14 protein-coding genes are annotated in these 19,573 nt (G+C 46.8%); 12 read left to right on the top strand and 2 right to left on the bottom strand.

Annotated elements, in window-relative coordinates; all coding sequences use genetic code 11:
• Positions 1–30 precede the first annotated feature (30 nt).
• The 4 genes from Psfp_RS03825 (at position 31) to Psfp_RS03810 (ending at position 5,205) form a co-directional block, all read left to right on the top strand.
• Positions 31–2,016: an ATP-dependent DNA helicase gene (locus tag Psfp_RS03825; RefSeq protein WP_134217232.1), complete on the top strand. Its 1,986-nt coding sequence runs from the start codon at positions 31–33 to the stop codon at positions 2,014–2,016.
• 191 nt (positions 2,017–2,207) lie between these two features.
• A complete protein-coding gene (locus tag Psfp_RS03820; protein ID WP_134217231.1) occupies positions 2,208–3,410 on the top strand; it encodes a glycine betaine/L-proline ABC transporter ATP-binding protein in 1,203 nt (400 codons plus the stop codon).
• On the top strand, positions 3,394–4,236 hold the full coding sequence (locus tag Psfp_RS03815) for a proline/glycine betaine ABC transporter permease (protein ID WP_134217230.1): 843 nt from the start codon (positions 3,394–3,396) through the stop codon (positions 4,234–4,236). The genes Psfp_RS03820 and Psfp_RS03815 overlap by 17 nt, the downstream gene beginning before the upstream one ends.
• A 93-nt stretch (positions 4,237–4,329) precedes the next feature.
• On the top strand, positions 4,330–5,205 hold the full coding sequence (locus Psfp_RS03810; RefSeq protein WP_134217229.1) for a glycine betaine ABC transporter substrate-binding protein: 876 nt from the start codon (positions 4,330–4,332) through the stop codon (positions 5,203–5,205).
• Positions 5,206–5,820: 615 nt separating this feature from the next.
• Here Psfp_RS03810 and Psfp_RS22115 read toward each other — a convergent pair.
• A complete protein-coding gene (locus Psfp_RS22115; RefSeq protein ID WP_243120461.1) occupies positions 5,821–6,012 on the bottom strand; it encodes a hypothetical protein in 192 nt (63 codons plus the stop codon).
• A gap of 92 nt (positions 6,013–6,104) precedes the next feature.
• On the opposite strand from Psfp_RS22115, the gene Psfp_RS03800 reads away from it, so the two are divergent.
• The 3 genes from Psfp_RS03800 to Psfp_RS03790 all read left to right on the top strand — a co-directional run bounded on the left by Psfp_RS03800 (position 6,105) and on the right by Psfp_RS03790 (position 9,218).
• Positions 6,105–6,926, top strand: a complete 822-nt coding sequence (locus Psfp_RS03800; RefSeq protein WP_134217227.1) for a protein kinase — start codon at positions 6,105–6,107, stop codon at positions 6,924–6,926.
• A 142-nt stretch (positions 6,927–7,068) separates the two neighbouring features.
• Entirely contained in the window at positions 7,069–7,758 is a 690-nt protein-coding gene (locus Psfp_RS03795) for a response regulator transcription factor (protein ID WP_243120460.1), read from the top strand.
• Positions 7,755–9,218: an ATP-binding protein gene (locus tag Psfp_RS03790; protein WP_134217226.1), complete on the top strand. Its 1,464-nt coding sequence runs from the start codon at positions 7,755–7,757 to the stop codon at positions 9,216–9,218. The genes Psfp_RS03795 and Psfp_RS03790 overlap by 4 nt, the downstream gene beginning before the upstream one ends.
• Before the next feature lie 371 nt (positions 9,219–9,589).
• Here Psfp_RS03790 and Psfp_RS03785 read toward each other — a convergent pair whose 3' ends face one another.
• Positions 9,590–9,796 (bottom strand): hypothetical protein, encoded by a 207-nt coding sequence (locus Psfp_RS03785; protein WP_153189494.1) that lies wholly within the window; start codon positions 9,794–9,796, stop codon positions 9,590–9,592.
• Between the two features lie 312 nt (positions 9,797–10,108).
• Here Psfp_RS03785 and Psfp_RS03780 point away from each other — a divergent pair, with 312 nt between their 5' ends.
• From Psfp_RS03780 to Psfp_RS03760, 5 genes are all read left to right on the top strand, one after another.
• On the top strand, positions 10,109–10,924 hold the full coding sequence (locus Psfp_RS03780; RefSeq protein WP_134217224.1) for a hypothetical protein: 816 nt from the start codon (positions 10,109–10,111) through the stop codon (positions 10,922–10,924).
• Between the two features lie 333 nt (positions 10,925–11,257).
• Entirely contained in the window at positions 11,258–13,336 is a 2,079-nt protein-coding gene (locus tag Psfp_RS03775; protein ID WP_192895254.1) for a S8 family serine peptidase, read from the top strand.
• A 5-nt stretch (positions 13,337–13,341) separates the two neighbouring features.
• The gene (locus Psfp_RS03770; protein WP_192895253.1) at positions 13,342–17,343 is read left to right on the top strand and encodes a kelch repeat-containing protein; all 4,002 of its coding nucleotides are present in this window, start codon (positions 13,342–13,344) and stop codon (positions 17,341–17,343) included.
• 205 nt (positions 17,344–17,548) lie between these two features.
• Entirely contained in the window at positions 17,549–18,505 is a 957-nt protein-coding gene (locus tag Psfp_RS03765; RefSeq protein ID WP_134217221.1) for an RHS repeat protein, read from the top strand.
• 246 nt (positions 18,506–18,751) lie between these two features.
• The gene (locus tag Psfp_RS03760) at positions 18,752–19,492 is read left to right on the top strand and encodes an RHS repeat-associated core domain-containing protein (protein ID WP_134217220.1); all 741 of its coding nucleotides are present in this window, start codon (positions 18,752–18,754) and stop codon (positions 19,490–19,492) included.
• Positions 19,493–19,573: the final 81 nt, after the last annotated feature.

Here is a 19,573-nt window from a genome sequence, read left to right as displayed (position 1 = left end):
GCCTTAAAACGTTGGAAGGCGGGCTTTTCTTTGTGCGCTATTTTCAGACCCAAAGCGCCTTTTGAGTACCACAGCAAAGATGAATTTCCGGCCAGGCTTGCCGGGTGGATCGGACATGTGTTCTACGATGTCCTGCCGGACCATGGCTATGAAATCCGTGAGGAACAAATCTTCACGGCTTTTCAGCTTGCCGACGCTGTGTGCAGGCGGAAGGTACACTTCGCGGAGGCCGGACTCGGTACCGGCAAGACTTTTGCCTACTTGCTGACGGCCATATCCTACGCCCGCTTTACCGGCAAGCCTGTGGTGATTGCATGCGCTTCAACGGCGCTCCAGGAACAGCTTGTCGGGTCCGGAGGAGATATCGAAACGCTGTCGCGCCTGCTCAACTTGGACCTTGATGTCCGCATGGCAAAGGATCCGCGCCAGTATATCTGTGATGAAAGAGTTAACCGGCTTGTAAACCAGCCCCTGGGACAACCAGGCAGAGCGCTTGAAGAAGTTGTGCGCTGGGCCGAGGTGACCAAGCGGGGTGAACGCTCCGAGATGCCGCAAGTATCCGACCGGGTGTGGGCGCAAATCGCCTGGGACGAGACCGAGTCTTGCGAGGTATGTTCTTCACGGGGCTTTTGCAAGCTTGTCAAGGCAAGAGAGCATTACCGGCCGGCCCGGGATCTGATCGTCTGTGACCACGGCATATTTTTTGAAGATCTGTGGACGCGTGACGAACGAATCGCTGACGGTAAGCTGCCTCTCCTGCCAGACTATGCAGCGGTAATTCTTGACGAAGGGCACAAAGTGATGCTTCCGGCAGCGATGAGGGCCGGCCAGCAGGTGGTCAAGGAGGACATCGACAGCATGCTTTCCCTGCTCGAGCAAATCCAGGGAGCCAGGACCTCCCTGGTTTCCATTACTTTTGCCATGAGAAGCGCCACCGCCAAGTTCTTCAAGACGCTTTACGAGGCGGCGAGCCAGGATGAGGGAACGGACAGGCTTGCCGTCCAGGTAGGCGATGAGTTGCTTGAAGCGGCCGGCGCCTTGCGGCGGGCTCTGGATGTCTTATACGTAGAGTTGCAGTACGAACAGGAGCTGCACCTCGAGTCACTATCCACCGCTCAGCTGCAGGCGTTTGAAGCCAGAATTGAGCGGACGACGGCGGCGCTTGCCAGATTTTACCGTAATAGGGGTCAAGAGGCCATCGTCTGGGTTGACCGGGTGGACAGGAGCTTCTGGGTTGTGCCCAGGGACTTAAGCGGGCTGTTAAGGACACGCCTCTTTGCAAAAAAAATTCCTGTAGTGTTTTCCTCCGCAACCTTAAGCGCCGGAGGCGATTTCAGTTACTTCGCGCGCACTCTTGGTTTAGAGGAGCCGTCGGGCTCGTCTGTAGATAGTTCCTTCGATTTTGAGAAGCAAGTTTTGATTTATCTGCCCCGGCGCTTGCCTCCAGGTGACGAAGCAACCTGGTTTCCCCTGGCCTTGAAACGGCTGGTTTCACTGCTCAAGCTTTCTGGAGGGCGGGCATTGGTGCTTACCAGCGCTCCATCCGATGTGCGAAAGCTTCGCAAGGGCCTCAAGGAGTACCAGCTACCCTTTGAGTTGCTATGGGAGGATCGCGCCGAACGGGGATATCTGGTCCGCAGGTTTCGCGAGGAAGTCTCATCGGTGCTCGTCGGCTCAGGGTTCTGGGAGGGAATTGACGTGCCTGGCGCCGCACTGTCTCTCCTTGTGGTCTGGCGACTGCCTTTTCCGCCAAGGGACTCGTTGATCGAAGCAAGGCGTCACGAGGCGATAGAAAAAGGGCTCAATCCGCTGACTGCGGTGGACTATCCGGAAATGGGCCTGAGATTGAAGCAGGGTTGCGGCAGGCTGATCCGGAAATCGGATGACCGGGGTGTGATCGCCGTTCTGGAGCCGGTACAGGGGACGCCTTGGGAACAGGTCGTACGGGAAGCGCTGCCGGCGGGAGCCGGAGTGGTTGGCAGACTGAGCGATCTTTGCGGCTTTCTTAAAAAATGAACCAGCATATAACCAAAAATGAACTCTGCTTGGTGACTAATCCCTTGACAGGGTTTTTTTAATTACTCAACTTCTTATCCTGGACAAGCCAAGAAATATATATATATAATATAACTAGCTGCCAACTTAAGATGAACAAGTAAGTTGCTGGAGGAGGACAGCAAAAGAATAATAATGAAAGAAGGTCTAGAATGAGTCAAATCATAGTCAAAGACCTGGTGAAAATATTTGGCGACCATCCAGAAGAGGCACTTAAAATGCTCCAGGAGGGTTGCAGTAAAAGTGAGATTATGGGAAAGACCCGTCAGACAGTCGGAGTTTTCGATATAAACTTCCATGTGAATAAAGGTGAGGTCTTCGTCCTCATGGGACTGTCGGGCAGTGGGAAATCAACTTTGTTGAGGTGTCTAAATCGCCTCATTGAACCTACCAGTGGGACCATTGACATAGACGGTCAGGACTTAACCAAAGCTAAACCGGAAGTGCTGCGAGAAATACGCAGGAAGAAAATAAGCATGGTATTCCAGCGTTTCGGCTTATTTCCCCATCGCACAGTATTGAATAACGTGGCTTACGGTCTTGAAATCCAGGGAGTTTCCCTGGAAAAGCGCCGGGAAAAGGCAGCGCAAATGCTGGAGGTGGTGGGCTTGAAAGGCTGGGAAGACAGTATGCCTACGCAGCTCAGTGGAGGTATGCAGCAGCGGGTAGGACTGGCCAGGGCGCTTGTCAACGACCCGGATATTCTCCTCATGGACGAGGCCTTCAGCGCCCTGGACCCGCTCATCCGCAAAGAGATGCAAGAAGAGCTGCTATCATTGCAAAACTCCCTGAACAAGACGATTATCTTTGTTACCCACGACCTTGATGAAGCACTGAGAATCGGTGACCGCATTGCTCTAATGAATGACGGAGCGATAGTACAAACTGGGACAGCTGAAGAAATTCTTACCAATCCGGCCAATGATTATGTAGAAAAGTTTGTCGCAGACGTGGATCGATCCAAGGTGCTGACGGCTGAGGGTGTCATGAAAGCCCCGGTTCCTGTCGTATCTTTGAAGGACGGTCCACGTGTTGCTTTACGACTTATGAAAGAGCATGGCATATCCAGTATTTTTGTAGTGTCCAGAGACCGAAAGCTTATCGGGATTGTTCTTGTCGAAGACTTGGTACAGTTAGTAAAAGAACAAAAAGAAAATTTCATGGACATTATTTATAAAGATATCCCGAAAGTGAATATGGATACGCCGATTATTGAGATTATTCCGATCATCGCCGATTCCAGGTTCCCCGTGGCAGTAACCCGTGAAGACAATAAACTAATGGGGATTTTGGTTAAGGGCTCGGTGCTGGCAGGAATGGTCAGGAAAGGAGGGATGAATGGTAGTGTTACCTAAAATCCCGATCGGTTTGTGGGTAGAGATACTCGTACAATGGGCGCAGGATAATTTGGGTGTGGTTTTTGATTTAGTAACGCTGGTGATCGAAAAAATTGTTACCGTTATTGAACATGCCATATTAAGCGTACACCCGATATTGGTTGTGATCCTGGTTTTTGCACTGGTTTGGTTTATATCCAACTGGAAGACAGCTTTGGGTACTGCGGTTGGCCTTTACTTGATCTATAATATGGAATTATGGAGACCTTCAGTAGAAACACTGGCTCTGGTCCTTGTAGCTACCGTTCTGGCCCTGATAATGGGTGTACCATTAGGCATCCTGACCACCCGCAGCAATTTGGCGCACAGAATAACGATGCCTATACTGGATTTAATGCAGACTATGCCGTCTTTTGTGTATCTAATCCCGGCGGTACTTTTCTTCGGTTTGGGCCAGGTGCCCGGTCTGATTGCTACGGTGGTGTTCGCCATGCCGCCTTGTATTCGGCTTACCGGACTGGGTATCAGGCAAGTGCCGTTGGAATTGGTTGAGGCTGCAACAGCCTTTGGTTCCACGGAATGGCAAAAGCTTATCAAGGTACAGATACCTCTGGCATTACCCACTATTATGGCAGGTATCAACCAATGCATCATGCTTTCCCTTTCCATGGTGGTTATTGCCGCTATGATTGGAGCCGGCGGCCTGGGCTCTGAAGTGCTGGCCGGTATCTCACGGCTTGATATCGCTAAAGGCTTTGAAGGGGGGTTGGCCATTGTGATCATGGCCATGATCCTTGACCGGATTACCCAAAGTTATGGCGAAAAGAGGAAGATAAAATCGTAGTTCCCAGCACCCCAGCCATTAATGTTTTTTTTGCAGGCTGTGGTGTTTAGGTGCTTATATAAATAAATTTAAACGAAGGGGAGGATTTTAAAAATGAAGAGGGCATTGAAGTTGATTGTTTTGCTGGCTGTAGCAGTGTTGTTGGCCGGGATAGTAACCGGTTGCGGGCAGAAGGCGTCACAGCAAGACCAAGGCGCAAAGGGTCAGGTAGAACTTGGCTACGTTCAGTGGGATTCTGAGATCGCAAGCACCAATGTCGTGAAAAAAGTATTGGAAGATTTGGGCTATGAAGTAAAAATTACTGCAGTTGATGCTGCTGCCATGTGGCTTGGCGTGGGGGAAGGCAATTTTGACGGCATCGTTGCAGCATGGTTGCCGTCTACTCACAAGGATTATTATGCAAACGTAAAAGACAAGATCGAAGACCTGGGGCCCAATTTAGAGGGGGCCAAGATTGGGCTGGTGGTACCGGCATATGTGACGATTAATTCTATTGAGGAATTAAATAGTGTAAAGGACAAATTTGCAGGTAAAATAACCGGTATTGAGCCGGGTGCCGGTATTATGATAGCTACGGAAACGGCGATTAAGGATTATGACCTGAACTATGAATTACAAAGCAGCAGCAGTGCCGGCATGGTAGCCGCACTGAAAAAGGCTGAGGATAATAAGGATTGGATTGTAGTTACCGGCTGGACGCCCCATTGGAAGTTTGCCAAGTGGGATCTGAAATATTTGGAGGATCCCAAGAATATTTACGGTGGGGAAGAATATATCAACACTATTGTGCGCAAGGGCTTGCAAAAGGATAAACCTGAAGTGTATGCAGTGCTGGACAAATTTCATTGGGAGGCATCCGACATGGGAGCCGTGATGCTGGACATTGAAAACGGTATGAAGCCTGAAGAGGCTGCTGCCAAGTGGGTCGAAGCAAACCAGGACAAAGTAAAAGAGTGGACTGGAAAATAATTAAAATAATTTGGTAATTAGGCCGGGCCTTTTTGAAGGGCCCGGCCTAATTGGTGGTATGCCTTTTATGAGTAAAAAGAATATGCGGAAATAGATGTTGCTGAGCATGAAGACAAGCTTAAAAATTTAATGACTAAAATTAATGAATCCTTTTCCGACTATGTTCTGCTGCAGCAATTATTAATTGACAAGGAAGATCTGGAAAAACGACTTTAATGAGAAGATGGAAAGATGGGTTTACCTTAACGAGAAGGTTGAGAACATCGCTAAAAGTAAGTAAAAAATATAACTCATGAGCAGGTGACCGGCTTAGAGATTGTCATCGAGGTATTTAGCATTAGTCTTTCTTGATCATATTTGAGGTTTCGCGTTGAACGCGGGGCTTCTTTGTGGTTAAAAACTACAGTAATAATCAGGGGAGAGGATCTCTTAGCATTCTCTTAGCTTATTCTCAGCTAATTTTCAGTCGGCCGGGGTATACTTAAAATGGAAAAAAGGCTGGACAACCCTGTCAAGTGGCGCCCTTGCCGGCGGAGTATTTATTCTAAGGAATTCAAAAATAAGGAGGTTTTTATATGAATTGCCCTAATTGTCAGAAATCCCTGCAGGAAGATGCTAAATTCTGTCCTCACTGTGGCACGGCAACAACAAAAAATCCGCACTGTCCCTCATGCGGAAAACAGGCTGATCCCACCTGGGTTTTCTGTCCCGGTTGCGGCGCTTCATTAAAAGGCAGGCCAAACCAAAATATTCCGGCACAGCCTCCGCAGCATTATCCGCAAAATACCAACCAGCCTCAATATTCACACGGCCATCACTATGGCAGCAGTTCACACAAACGTCGTCACCGCAGGGGTTTTCTGGGTAATCTCTTTTCTTCCTGAAGGGAACATCCCTGGATCAGAGATTATGAGATAGAAGATTTTCTTGGTAAAGGAAGCTATGGGGTTGTAATCAGAGCCAGGCGCAAAGGGCGCTGCTATGCCATTAAAGCTTTGATCAAGGATGAGCGAAATTCCGGTATTTTACCTTTTCAGCTGGAGTCGGAAATTCTCAGACGGATTGCTCACCCGCGCGTACCGGGTTTTGTGGAGGCTTTTACGGCAGGAGATGTCCATTATATTGTCCAGGAGCATATCGATGGACTGCCTTTGAGTTCCATCCTTGATATAGGCCGCCGTTTTCACGAGGCAGAGGTCAAGGGTATCGTCTTGCAGCTTCTTTCCATCCTCAATGGGCTGCACCGTCCGGCGCAGAAGGAAAACGCCGTCATCCACCGGGATGTGCGTCTCTCCAACCTGTTGCTTAAAGATAAACAGGTATTTCTGATTGATTTTGGCTATGCCAGATTTCTAGATCCGGCTCAGTTTGTTTTTTGTCCTGACCCGTTGCAATATAAATTTAGCGCCGCCGTCGGATCCGAAAAGAGGGCGCCTGAAAAAGTCAAAGAACTTCCCTCCTTAAAGAAGATACCTGGCCCTGAGACATATAAACTGTTGCGCAGGGAAATTTCGCCGCGCAGCGACCTTTTTGGAGTTGGCGTCGCCGCTGTCGATCTTTTTACCACCTGGGTGGAGGATGAGTCCCAGTTTGAGCTGTCCTGGCAGGAAGTACTTCCTCTCTCCGGACAGTTTATTGTGTTTCTGCAAAAGCTTTTAAGTCAAAAAGATGGCTTCAGTTCAGCCAGAGAGGCCTTGGCATGTTTGGAATCAATATTGTAAGTACCCGGCCGCATTATGCCATAGCGCTGCAGCTGTAGAAACTGTTTTTGGCTGAACGATTAACCAGGTAATTTACAGTCTGTAGAAGAATACATAGATGTTAGTACTTGATAGTTGGATGAAATGCATAGGGGGGAGCAGCGTGTCTATTGAAGCGCCCAAATTTAGGGTCTTAATAGTTGACGATGACCCCGGGATAATTGATTTTCTTTCCCTGGGACTACGCTATGAAGGGTATGCCGTGGATAGCGCCGTCAGTGGCGGCCTGGCGTTTGAACGTGCCCGGGTGGCGCCGCCCGATGTGGTAATACTGGATTGGATGCTGCCCGATACTTCCGGCCCGGAAATCTGCCAGAGGCTTCGCACACTGGCAGACCCGGCCATCCTGATGCTTACCGCCAAAGACGAGGTGGCTGACCGGGTTGCCGGCTTGAGGTCCGGGGCAGATGATTATCTCGTCAAGCCGTTCCACTTTGAAGAATTGCTGGCCCGCTTAGAGGCTCTCTTGCGCCGGCGGGGACAAGTTTATAACAAAGATGTGCTTGAATTCTCCGATGTACGCCTGTGGCCTTCCCGCCGTGAGGCCCACCGCGGACAGCTGCGCCTGGCTCTGACCCCTACGGAATTTGCTCTCCTCCACCTGTTCATGCAGCATCCGCATCAGGTCCTGCCAAAAGAGACCATCTTGCAAAATGTTTGGGGCTATGACTTTGGAGGGGATGCCAGCGTCGTTGAGGTGTATATCGGGTACCTGCGCCGCAAGCTTGGTGAACCACAGCTGATCAGTACGGTACGGGGCGCGGGCTATGTCCTGGAGGAAGTGAAGACGTGAATGTTCCCCAATATCTGCACAGCCTGCGTGCCCGCCTGGCACTGGGGCTGCTTTTGGTTTTAACCTTGCTTTTGCTGGTCTACGGCCTGCTGGCCTATGCCGAGTTGAAAGCCGATTTAATGGAGATAGCCGAAGCCAAGCTGCGTGTTCAGGCGGAACCGTTATTGGAGTATTGCGCCGGTCTGCGCTCCCCGCTGCGTGAAGACCTGTACTCGTCTGCTGCCGAGCTGATGCAGGAACTGGAAGCCCAGGGGCTTGAAGTGCGGTTATATAATCAAAACGGCCAACCGTCGGCAAACAACAGCCAGTCATTGGAAGACGCGATACCTCTGCAGCCCTCACTTCTGTCGGCGGTAATGAAAGGCAAAAGCCTGAGCCAAATCCGGACCGGTACGGCAGGGAGAGAGCTGGTCTACCTGTCGCCGGTTATTAACAGCAGCGGGCTGGTTCAGGGCGCTTTGGAGGTCCGTGCTTCAATGTCTAGTGTGGACGTCCCACTGGCGCGGACGCGCCTGCTGCTTTTTGCCGGCGGCCTGGCGGTATTGTTGGCAGCGGTCGGACTGATATATCTGGTCATCCGCTATGCCCTGCGTCCGTTGACCAATCTGGCCGCCACAGCGAGGGGCGTCACCGGAAACAGGTTGACCGGCCGCGTTGCGGTGCCCCCCGGCGGGGATGAGGTAACAGAATTATTTGTGGCCTTTAACTCCATGCTTGACCAGTTGGAGAGCGCTTTTGCCGCCCAGCGGAGAGCCACCGATCAGGTCCGTCAGTTTGCGGCAGACGCCTCCCATGAATTGCGCTCTCATCTTACAGTTGTGACAGGTTATTTGGATGTGCTGAAGCGGGGAGCGGCAGCGGAGCCCCGGGAGCAGTCCCGTGTGCTGACGGCGGCAAGAACGGAGCTGGATCGCTTAAGCCGCCTGGTTGATGATTTATTGACCCTGGCCCGTTTGGGCGCCGGCGCGCCTCTGCACCGCCAGGCGCTGGATGTACCCGGCATGCTGTCCGATGCGGCCCAACGGGCTAAGTTGCTTGCCCCGCAGCGGCGTGTAACAGTTCAGTGTCCAACCCTGCCCCCCCTGCGGGCGGATCCGGACAAGATGCGGCAGGTATTAAACAACCTGGTTGATAACGCCTTGCGGCACACAGCGTCCGGAGAGAATATTACGCTGGGCGCAGGTGTACGCAATGAGAGCGTGTGCCTGTGGGTGCACAATACCGGCGAGGGTATCGCAGCTGAGCATCTTAACCATGTATTTGAACGTTTTTGGCGCGCCGATACCTCCAGAAGCTGCAGCAAAGGCAGCGGGCTGGGCCTGGCCATCGTCGCGGCTATCGCTGAAGCCCACGGCGGCAATGTCGAGGTTAGCAGCGCACCCGGCAGTGGTACTACGTTTACCGTGTGTTTGCCCTTTGATGGTGGTGAGGTTTTTGAGGAAAAACTGAGTAAGGGCTGACAGCCGCCTGCTGGATATGTAAGTAGAAACTACGTATTCTTTAGCCTTATTCGGATGGTCTCCTTATGTGGTTTCTAAACAAAGTAGCGATAATAAAATAAGGAACCGGTTTCCAGATTCCCTTTCATGGTATAGTAGTTCTTTTTGCGTATTTCCATATATATTTCTTTATTTTATGTACGGGAGAATGAATAATAAGCAATGTATTTCCTAAATTAGTAAATACATTGCTTATTATTCTTTTTTGTAAAAATATAACATTTAAAAATACCAACGATATCCAAAAATATACTTCTGCTAATGCAATAGTGCTTGTTAATGGGAGAGAGCTAGCATTTGACCAAGAACCATAATCTTTGTTCTGCCTCCCCTCAAAACAGTACCCAAGTGGTTATATGAATGTGCCTGCATGGACAGAGACATGCGCCCTTAGGAAGCACCTGAAAGGCATAGCTATCATAAAAGAAGAATGCTTGGTGGTCGTTCTTGATGTCCATGCAACGGTACTGCAGCACCTTGGCCACATGGACCTCTTTAAGCAGTTCGCTCCAGGCAAGGTCAGCTATTGTTCTGGACACTTCAGAATGTTTCACGTGAGTATTTGTACAACCTGCTGGATATGTCGTATATTGCTGTATCTTGACGGCAAATAATTCCATGTAAATTACAGGAATATGTTGTATGCTGTGGAATAATTGTTTCTAAATTCAAAATAATTATCCGAGTATACATCGCCTAAATATAGATTTGTGGCAAAATGATAGGGTATTTCTGGAAATTAGAATTCCTCAAGTGATGTGAGGATAGCTTAATGGTGGTTTAGGCCGGGGCTCCGCTGTGCTGTGCTTTTCCTCCTTGGCCTTAATAATCATAGAAAAGGATGGATTAAAGTGTTAATTACAAAAAGATTTAAGAAATGCATATCCATTTTTCTTGCAATAACAATTTTTGCATCTTACAATATCGGACAACCAAGTGTTCTATTGGCAAATGAGCAGAATCTAAGCAATATCGCCAAAGAGGATTTAGAACATACGTTAGACAGCGAATTTTGGAACGAACAACAGAATGCAACTAAACCAATAGTTACCAAGAACAAAATAACTTTTCCGAAACAATTTATGCCATCCATGCTAAAAAATGGTTTAATGGATGACAGTGGCTTATATATTTGGGAAGAGAGGTATTTACCCAGGCCTAAAAAGGTCAAAACTGAGATATTTAAACAAGACAATAACAACGTGGCAGAAGAGTCTGCCATGAGTGCTGATTTTCCGCTAGAGATAAGCGGGCAAATTGATACAAATACAATTGAGTCAGAACAAAATACCGATTTGCAGTTGGTGACGAACGAAACTAATCAAAATAACCTCTCCCAAGCTGAGATTGATGAAATTATTAACGAACATATGCTTTCGGTCGAAGATAAAGTTTATCCCCAAGATGAAATTGCTAACCAGACGATGAATCGGTTTATTATTAAATATAAAGACAAAAATATTAAAAACAATAAGGCGTTAAAAGCAGATGGTAGCTTTAAGCAAGCAATGCACTCAAACAATAAACATTTTGATGTATTTATTACTAATAATAAAATGACCTTGGGTGATTTAAAAAAACTTGTGGACCAGGAAGGCGCTAACCCCAACATTGAGTATATACAGCCAGACTACCAGATGACAGTGGCTTCGGAAGATACACCGTAGATATTCGAAAATATCAGGACAGAACAGACAGATCAACAGAATACAACACCATTAGCCACTGACACAACGAAAGAGATTACAACCGATACTGTAGCTCCATCACTATTAAGCATGACATTTAATGGAGCGAAAATTGAACTTGTTTATAACGAGAATCTTAATTTTAATTCTTTACCTTCCTTAGCTGATTATTTAGTGCAGGTGAATAATGGGCAAGCTATAACGATTGAAAGTGTAGGCATCCAGAAAAACACATTAACATTAACACTACAAACTATCTTAGCAGCAAAGGATATAGTTTTGGTTAGTTATATTCCTGGAACCAATCCGGTTTTGGATCTGTTCGGAAACCAAACAGCCGGATTTAATGAAAGAAAAGCTGAATACACAGCAATTACAGATGAAAATACTGTCAGTTCTAACATTGAAACGGTGAAACAAACCAAGGAATTGGACAGGACTTCACCGGTATTAGTCGGAGCAGCATTAAATGCATCCAATATTATTTTATATTATGACGAACAACTCAAACCAGAATCAATACCGGCTATTGGTGATTTTAGACTTACCTTGCATGATAGTCTCCAAGCAAGTGTTATTCAGTCCGTATACATAAAAGGTAGTAAGGAAATCCTTAGCCTGAACAGACCGGTTGCTGCAGGGGATATGCTGAAAATCAGTTACACTCCGGGTGTTAGCCCGGTCAAAGACTTGGCTGGAAACAAAGCGGCAGGCTTTCAAGATTTGCTCATAGATAATACCCAAGCCCAAGTAAATGATCCCCATTTTAGCGAGCAGTGGTGGCTCCTGTCAAATCAATATGAGCATCCGGTTGAAGAAGAAGTTGAGGAGCAAAACACCATTGTCACATCAATAGGTATTGACGCGGTTGATGCCTGGCAGCAGTCCGAAGGCGAGGATGTTATCGTAGCGGTCCTAGACACTGGGATCGATATTTCCCACGAGGATCTCAAAAATAACATCTGGACCAACATAGCCGAGATACCGGGCAATAATATCGACGACGATGGAAATGGCTATATCGATGATCTCAACGGCTGGAATTTCGCTGACGACACTTGCTCCGTGCATAACCCTGATCGTGATTATGATGAATGGCATGGCACTCATATCGCCGGCATTATCGCCGCAGAAAAAGGAAATGAAAAAGGGATTGCCGGTGTATCGCCAAAGGCAAAAATAATGCCCTTACAGGTATTCAATAGCGGTGTTGCCTATACCAGCGATATCATTGACGCCATTGGCTACGCCAAGCAAATGGGAGCGAAGGTTGTCAACTGCAGTTGGGGAACTACCAGCGAAAACCCGGCTTTGAAAGAAGCAATGGAGGAATCAGGTCTGGTCTTTATTTGCGCGGCGGGAAACAGCTATAAGCATATTGATGAAAGCCCTGTCTATCCGGCAGCTTTTACCTTGGAAAATATAATTTCAGTCGCTTCAATAAACAAGACAGGTAACCTTTCCCTTTTTTTCAACTACGGCCAAAATTCCGTTGATGTGACGGCGCCAGGTGAAAACATCTTGAGCGCCACACCCGGTGACAGCTATGGTGAAAGCGGCGGTACTTCCCAGGCGGCAGCTTTTGTCTCTGGAGAAGCCGCCCTGGTTTTGAGCAAGTATCCGAATTTAAGCTTAAGCGATTTAAAGAACAGGATAAGAGCTTCTTCCGACAGGTTGTCTTCAGTAACAGGAAAAGTATATGGGTCTGATAAAATAAACTGCACGTCAGCCTTAGCTGAGCCTATTATTATTAATGATAACGTCATCCAAATCCCCGACGGGCAAGGGCAGGAGCAAGGAACCGGTACTTCCGATAACGGGGACTATAGCCTTTTCTCTATTGACGAGTGGAATGCCGGTGGCAACTTGCTAACGGCCAGAGAATTTTTTGGCACTGCCGTTTTAAACGATAAAATTTATTCTATTGGCGGTCAGAAGCTCAATAGTCAAAATCTTGTTGGTGTTATTGATAGTGTGGAAATATACGATCCCATATCCGGTTCAAGCACCCTTGCAAGTAGTATAAACACTGACAGGTCGGGCCTTGGGACTGCCGCCACAAACGGGAAAATATATGCCATCGGCGGTTTTGACGGTAGTTACCATGTGAATAATGTAGAAGAATATAATCCGGCCACGAACACTTGGAGCAACAAGGCAGGTATGTCCAATAGGAGAACCGGCCTCGGGGTTGCAGCTGTAAATGGTAAGATCTATGCCATCGGAGGTTACAAGGATCGTCGCCAAGTAAATTATGTAGAAGAATATGATCCGGCCACGAATACCTGGAGCTCCAAAGCGAGTATGCCTACAGCGAGATCTAATTTTGGAGTCGCTGTTGTAAATGGTAAAATTTATGCCATTGGTGGCTCCAAGGCAGTGGTTTTGTGAATACCGTGCAAGAATACAACCTGGCGACTAATACCTGGGCCACTAAAGCGAGTATGCCCACGGCCAAGGCTAGCTTCGGGATTACTTCCATTAATGGAAAAATATATATTGTATGCGGGAGCACCGCAAGTGATCGCTACGGAAAAGATGTTTATGAATACAGCCCAGATACGGATATTTGGGTACAGAGAGCTTATTGTCTAACTCCCAGAGAAGGGTTAAGTGCTGCCGCGGCTAACGGTAAGGTATACGCTTTGGGAGGATACAACTCTGGCTGGTTGCGTACTATAGAAGCCTACAGCCTGCCGACAAACAAGTGGAAGACATTGCAAAGCATGACTGCGACCAGAGCCGGACTTGGAGCGGCTGCAGTTAACGGGAAGATCTATGCCATTGGCGGCTATAACGGTACCAATTACCTTAATACCGTAGAAGAATATAACCCGGCAACCAATGCCTGGAGTACCAAAGCGACCATGCCAACAGCTAGAAGCAACCTTGGAGTTGCGGCTGTGAATGGTAAAATCTATGCCGTTGGTGGATACAACGGGAGCTGCATAAATACTGTAGAGGAATATAACCCGGCAACCAATACTTGGGCTACCAGGGCAAGCATGCCTACGGCCAGAAGATATTTTGGTTTAACTGTTGTAAATGGGAAGCTCTATGCCGTCGGCGGATTTAATGGATCTACTTATCTAAATACCACGGAAGAATATGATCCTGCAACTAATACATGGAGTACCAAAGCGAACATGCCATCGGCCAGAGGATACTTGGGAGTAACCGCCACTAACGGTAAGGTGTATGCCATTGCCGGCTATAATGGCAGCTTCCAAAAAAATGTATATGAATATAACCCAGTGGCCAATACCTGGATAACTAAAACCAGTATTCCTACTGAAAGAAGAGGGTTGGGCGTTGAAACATTAAATGGAAAAATTTATGCTATCGGTGGCTCCAATAGTAGGTATCTAGATATCGTAGAAGAATTTGACCCCAATGCAAATTCATGGACAATACTTAACAAGGAAAAAATATCTTTAAATAGAGAAGATTTTGGAATTACCTCAATGAATGGCAAAATTTATACTTTGGGTGGCTATAACGGCACTTATTTGAATATTACAGAGGAATATAGCCCTACTGTGAGCCCATGGGCCAAAAAAGCAAACATGCCAACTGCCAGGTTCGCGCTTGGCGCAGCTGCTGTTAACGGAAAGCTCTATGCCGTCGGTGGATATAACGGTACTACCTGCACTAATACCGTAGAGGAATATGATCAGAAAACAAACACCTGGACTACTAAGGCAAGTATGCTTACGGCCAGACAATCACTCGGGGTCACCGCCCTGGACGGTAAAATTTACGCTGTAGGAGGCTATAACGGTAATGCTTACTTAAATACCGTCGAAGTGTATGATTTAGCAACAAATACCTGGAGCGCCAAGGCGAACATGCCTACGGCCAGAAGCGGTCTTGGAATTATCGCCCTGAACGGAAAGATTTACGCTATCGGCGGATATAACGGTAACACATACTTAAGTACCGTAGAGGTATACGACCCGGCAACAAACACCTGGAGCACCAAGGCGAACATGTCTGCGGCCAGGCATGAATTTGGTGTGGCTACAACCAACAATCTGATTTATGCAATTGGCGGGCAAGCCAGCAATAACAATATCCTGAATATTGTGGAAGTATATAACCCGCAAACAAACACTTGGCAAACGAAAAACAGTATGGCTTTGGCAAGGTATGGACTTGGTGTAACAGCTGTTAGTGGTAAGTTCTATGCCATGGGCGGAAGAAGTAACGATGGTAGCACTTTAAGCAAAGTCGAGGAATATGACCCGGGAAAAGATATCTGGGCCGCTATAACAGGCATGCCTACGGGCAGGTATAAATTAGCTTTAGCTGAAATTAACGGAAAGATTTATGCAATTGGCGGGAGTAATAACGCTGTTTTAAACTCGGTGGAAGAATATGATCCCGGAACATCTAGGTGGGGCACTAAAGCGAGCATGTCCTCAGCCAGAAGTTACTTGGGAGTAGCAGATGTTAACGGAAAAATATATGCCATAGGTAAGGGCATAGATAATTATAAAAGTTCTGTTGAAGAATATAACCCGGTAACAAACACCTGGAGTACTAAAAAAGGCATGCTCACTTTGCGGGATGGGTTGGGCGTAGTTGCTGTTGAAGGAAAGGTTTATGCTATTGGCGGTTATCAAGATAATTATAAAAATACGGTAGAAATGTATGACCCGGTGACCAATACATGGACTGCAAAAGCCAATATGCTCAAAGCGAGAAAACAATTGGGAGCAGCTGCCGTAAACGGCAAAATATATTGTATTGGTGGCTATGGCGGGAGTTATTTAAGAAATGTTGAAGAGTATAACCCAGCAACTGACACGTGGTCGTCTAAAGCGCCTATGCCAACAGCCAGGTCCGGCATGGGTGTTGCCGTAGTGAATGGAAAAATTTACGCAATTGGTGGCTACAACGGGCAATATCTCAATACCGTAGAAGTATACGATCCTGCAACAAACGCCTGGAGTACTAAAACCGCAATGCCTTCAGCCCGCTCAGGGGTTGGAACAGCGGTTGTGGGTGACATGATTTATACTTTAGGTGGGGCTGATGCTGTTAAAAGCCTGGATACAAATGAAGTATACGATACGGTTAATAATAAATGGTCTATAAAAACGTCTATGCCCACTGCTCGCGCTGGCTTGGGAGCAACCACGGTAGACGGAAAAATTTATGCTATTGGTGGTTTAGCCATTGGCGCTACTCTTAATACGGTTGAAGTGTATGACCCGGTAGCTGATATATACACCGTCGAAAGGAATTTTCTTACATCCAGAAGTTCCCTGGGTACAATCGATATAAATGGAAAAATATATGCTATTGGTGGCTATAATGGCAGTACGTATCTTAATACTGTAGAAGAATATGACGGTTTTATATGGAGCCTCAAGGTGGCCATGCCAACTGCCAGGAAAGATTTGGGTGTTGCTGCTGTAAACGGTAAAATCTATGCTGTTGGAGGATTTAACGGTAATTATCTAAATACCGTCGAGGAGTATGATCCGGCAACGAACACCTGGGCAAGTAAAGCAAACATGCCAACGGCCAGGTCTGGTTTTGGAATTACTGTTGCAAATGGTAAAATCTATATCATTGGCGGTTCCAACAGCGGGGGTTCCCTCAAGACTGTGGAAGAATATAATCCGGCTACCAATACCTGGACCACTAAAGCGAGTATGCCTACGGCAAGGTATGATCTCGGTACAGCCAATCTAAACGGATTGATATATGCCATAGGAGGGAAAAACAGCGCAGGATTGAGCATTGTCGAAAAATACAACCCGACAACTAATATATGGCAAACGGGTTTGAGTATGCCAACGGCCAGGTATGCTTTGAAAGCAGTAGCTTTTAACGGAAAAGTCTATGCTATAGGCGGATATAACGGAAGCAACTACCTTAGCATAGTGGAGGAATATGATGCTGTAAACAATATCTGGTCAACCAAGAACAGTGTACTTAGCCCCAGAGCGTATTACGGTTCGCTCTTACTGGGGGATAAGATTTATTTGGCAGGCGGTTGCAACAGTACCGGAAGCCTTAATAGTGTGGAAGAATACATTCCCTATTATACAGACGGTGTTGGGGTTGTCCCATATTGGAATTATACCACAGCTAATCTAGGTGGTGGTTGGAGCGTTTCGAGCAATACCTGGAACTTGAATATGGTTGTAAATAAACCCTTATTCTATATTCCTGGCCGTGGTATTCCCATCAGTGAAGGAATCACTTATAACTCAATATGTAAAGAAAGCGGCGTTCTCGGTACTGGCTGGCGCTTGGCTACTGATACAAGCTTAACCGAATACAGTAACGGACATGTTGTACTTAAGCAGGGTGATGGTTCTTCACATGCCTTTACCCCTCGTATAATAGTATTAGAACCACCGGACAACCAAAATTCCAATTAAGGGAAATATGGGTTATCCAGATAGGTTCGGGAACCGGTTCCCAAAGTACGGGTGCCGAGACCAACAAAATCATTAGCCGATTTCACAGCGGGTACGGTAACGGTACCAGTCAGTCGCGCGACTACTGTATTGTGGAAGTGGCTATTATAGTAGTTGGGCAACAGCACCTGAAATATGGTCGCTTACGACAAGCGGTACGGCGACATTGTACCAGGATGTACCGGTTTACCCCGGTGAGCCGTTGACGTTATCCGGGATGGCCGCGACATCAAATGTGGCTGCCGGCAACGGAGCTTACTACAAAATAGACTATTATAATAATTCATCTCAGCTTATTGGCAGCATTCAGACGGGTTATCTGACCGGTACCCATGGTTGGACCAGGCTTAGCTGTCTGGCAAGCGCTCCGGCGGGAGCCAAATATGGACGGGTAACCTGCGTTCTCAACGGATCCGGCGCGGCAAGTTTCGACAATGTCAAACTGGTCCCTCGCATGACCGATAAGTACGATTATGACTCTCAGGGTAATTACCTGACTGCTACTGAGGATAGTCTTTTACATCGGACGCGTCATTATTACAATAACAACACCGGCAACGAAACACAATACACAGACGCCCGTTCATACAATAAATACTACTATTACGATAGTTTAAACCGGCTGATACAAGTCATGGAACCGACGCAGAAGTCAGCCTATTACGGGTATGACCCCGTGGACAACCTGGTAGCCTCCCGTGACCCCAGGAGCATAAATAGTACAGACAACACATATTTAACACAATTCACGCCTAACGCTTTGAACCAATCCGGAACTATTACCGACCCCAAAGATGAAAACACAGTTAATACCTATGATCGTTCAGGGCATTTAATAAATATATCATTGCCCAACGGTAAGAACATTAGCTATACGTATGACAATGCCAACCGCCTTACAAAAAAAACACTGGACGGCGGCAGGTACTTCAATTATGGATACGATGGCGACAATAACCTGACCAGTGTCGTTGATAATTTGAATAAGAGCTATTCTTGGGTATACGACGGCGCTGGGAGGGTTACATCTTCCACAGACCCCTTTAATATTACCAGGAGTTACCGCTGGGATAAGGGCAACAACCTGACCTCCAATGGGTTCAGCCAGTTACAAGTACAATAATAATATCCTCAGTGAGGTGTTTTTACCTAACAATATTGGGCTTTATTATAATTATGATGAAAACGGGCGGCTCTTTTATGTGGAAGACAATAACAATTATGAGTGGGTAAGGAAGATAATTAGCTATTATCCAAATGGCTGGTGTGAGCAAATACGTTATAGCGGATCCTTATGCAGCTATATACGATAACAACGGCAATATTGTTAGAATAGTCACCAGTAGAACCAACCAAGACATCTTTACTTATGACAAATAATAACAGGTTGAACAGTTGGTCTTATAACGGAGTTTTAAGAGAGAACTATGCTTACGATGCCGCAGGTAATTTAACAACCAAAGGCAGCAGCGCCTATACTTACAACAACGCTAATGAGATTACCAACGCCGGATTCACCTATGATGACAACGGGAACATGACCAGCGATAGGATTTATACCTACGCGTACAATGCGGAAAATCAACTGACTCAGGTAAATAGGGTTGCCGATAACAGCCTGGTGGCCACCTATACGTACAACCACAACGGGCTGAGGCGCAGTAAAACCGTTTACACAAGCGGACAGGCAACTGTTACAAATTTCAGTTGGGACGTATTTGGTAATTTGGTACGCGAAAGCAATGCCGACGGAACCATCCGGAGAGAATACTATTACGATCCGAATGGCAACCTATTGACTTTTAAAACCCCATCATCCGGTCCTTACTTCTACTATCAAAATTTACGCGGTGATATAGTTGAGGTGAGTGATAACAATGCTACCCGTAGCGAATATCAGTACGATCCCTGGGGCAAGCCTTTAAATACGCCAACCGGTGTTTCTCAGCCCTTCAGGTACGCAGGCTACTATTATGATGAGGAGACGGGGTTGTATTATCTCAAGAGCAGGTATTACAGCCCGACACTGGGGCGGTTTTTGACGAGGGATGGGTATGGGTATATTGTAATTTTGCAGAATCTTTGTCCTAGCGATTTGCACAATAATTAGGCTTAAAATTTCTATTCAAACTGCAAAATTTGCACAATTTTTGTTTGGAAAAACTTAAAAATTGCACAATATATGTTTTGC

It is taken from the genome of Pelotomaculum sp. FP (genome assembly GCF_004369245.1).
Lineage (GTDB): Bacteria > Bacillota > Desulfotomaculia > Desulfotomaculales > Pelotomaculaceae > Pelotomaculum_C > Pelotomaculum_C schinkii.
The sequence above is the reverse complement of the archived record's forward strand: the minus strand, read 5'-3'. Positions and strand labels throughout refer to the sequence as shown.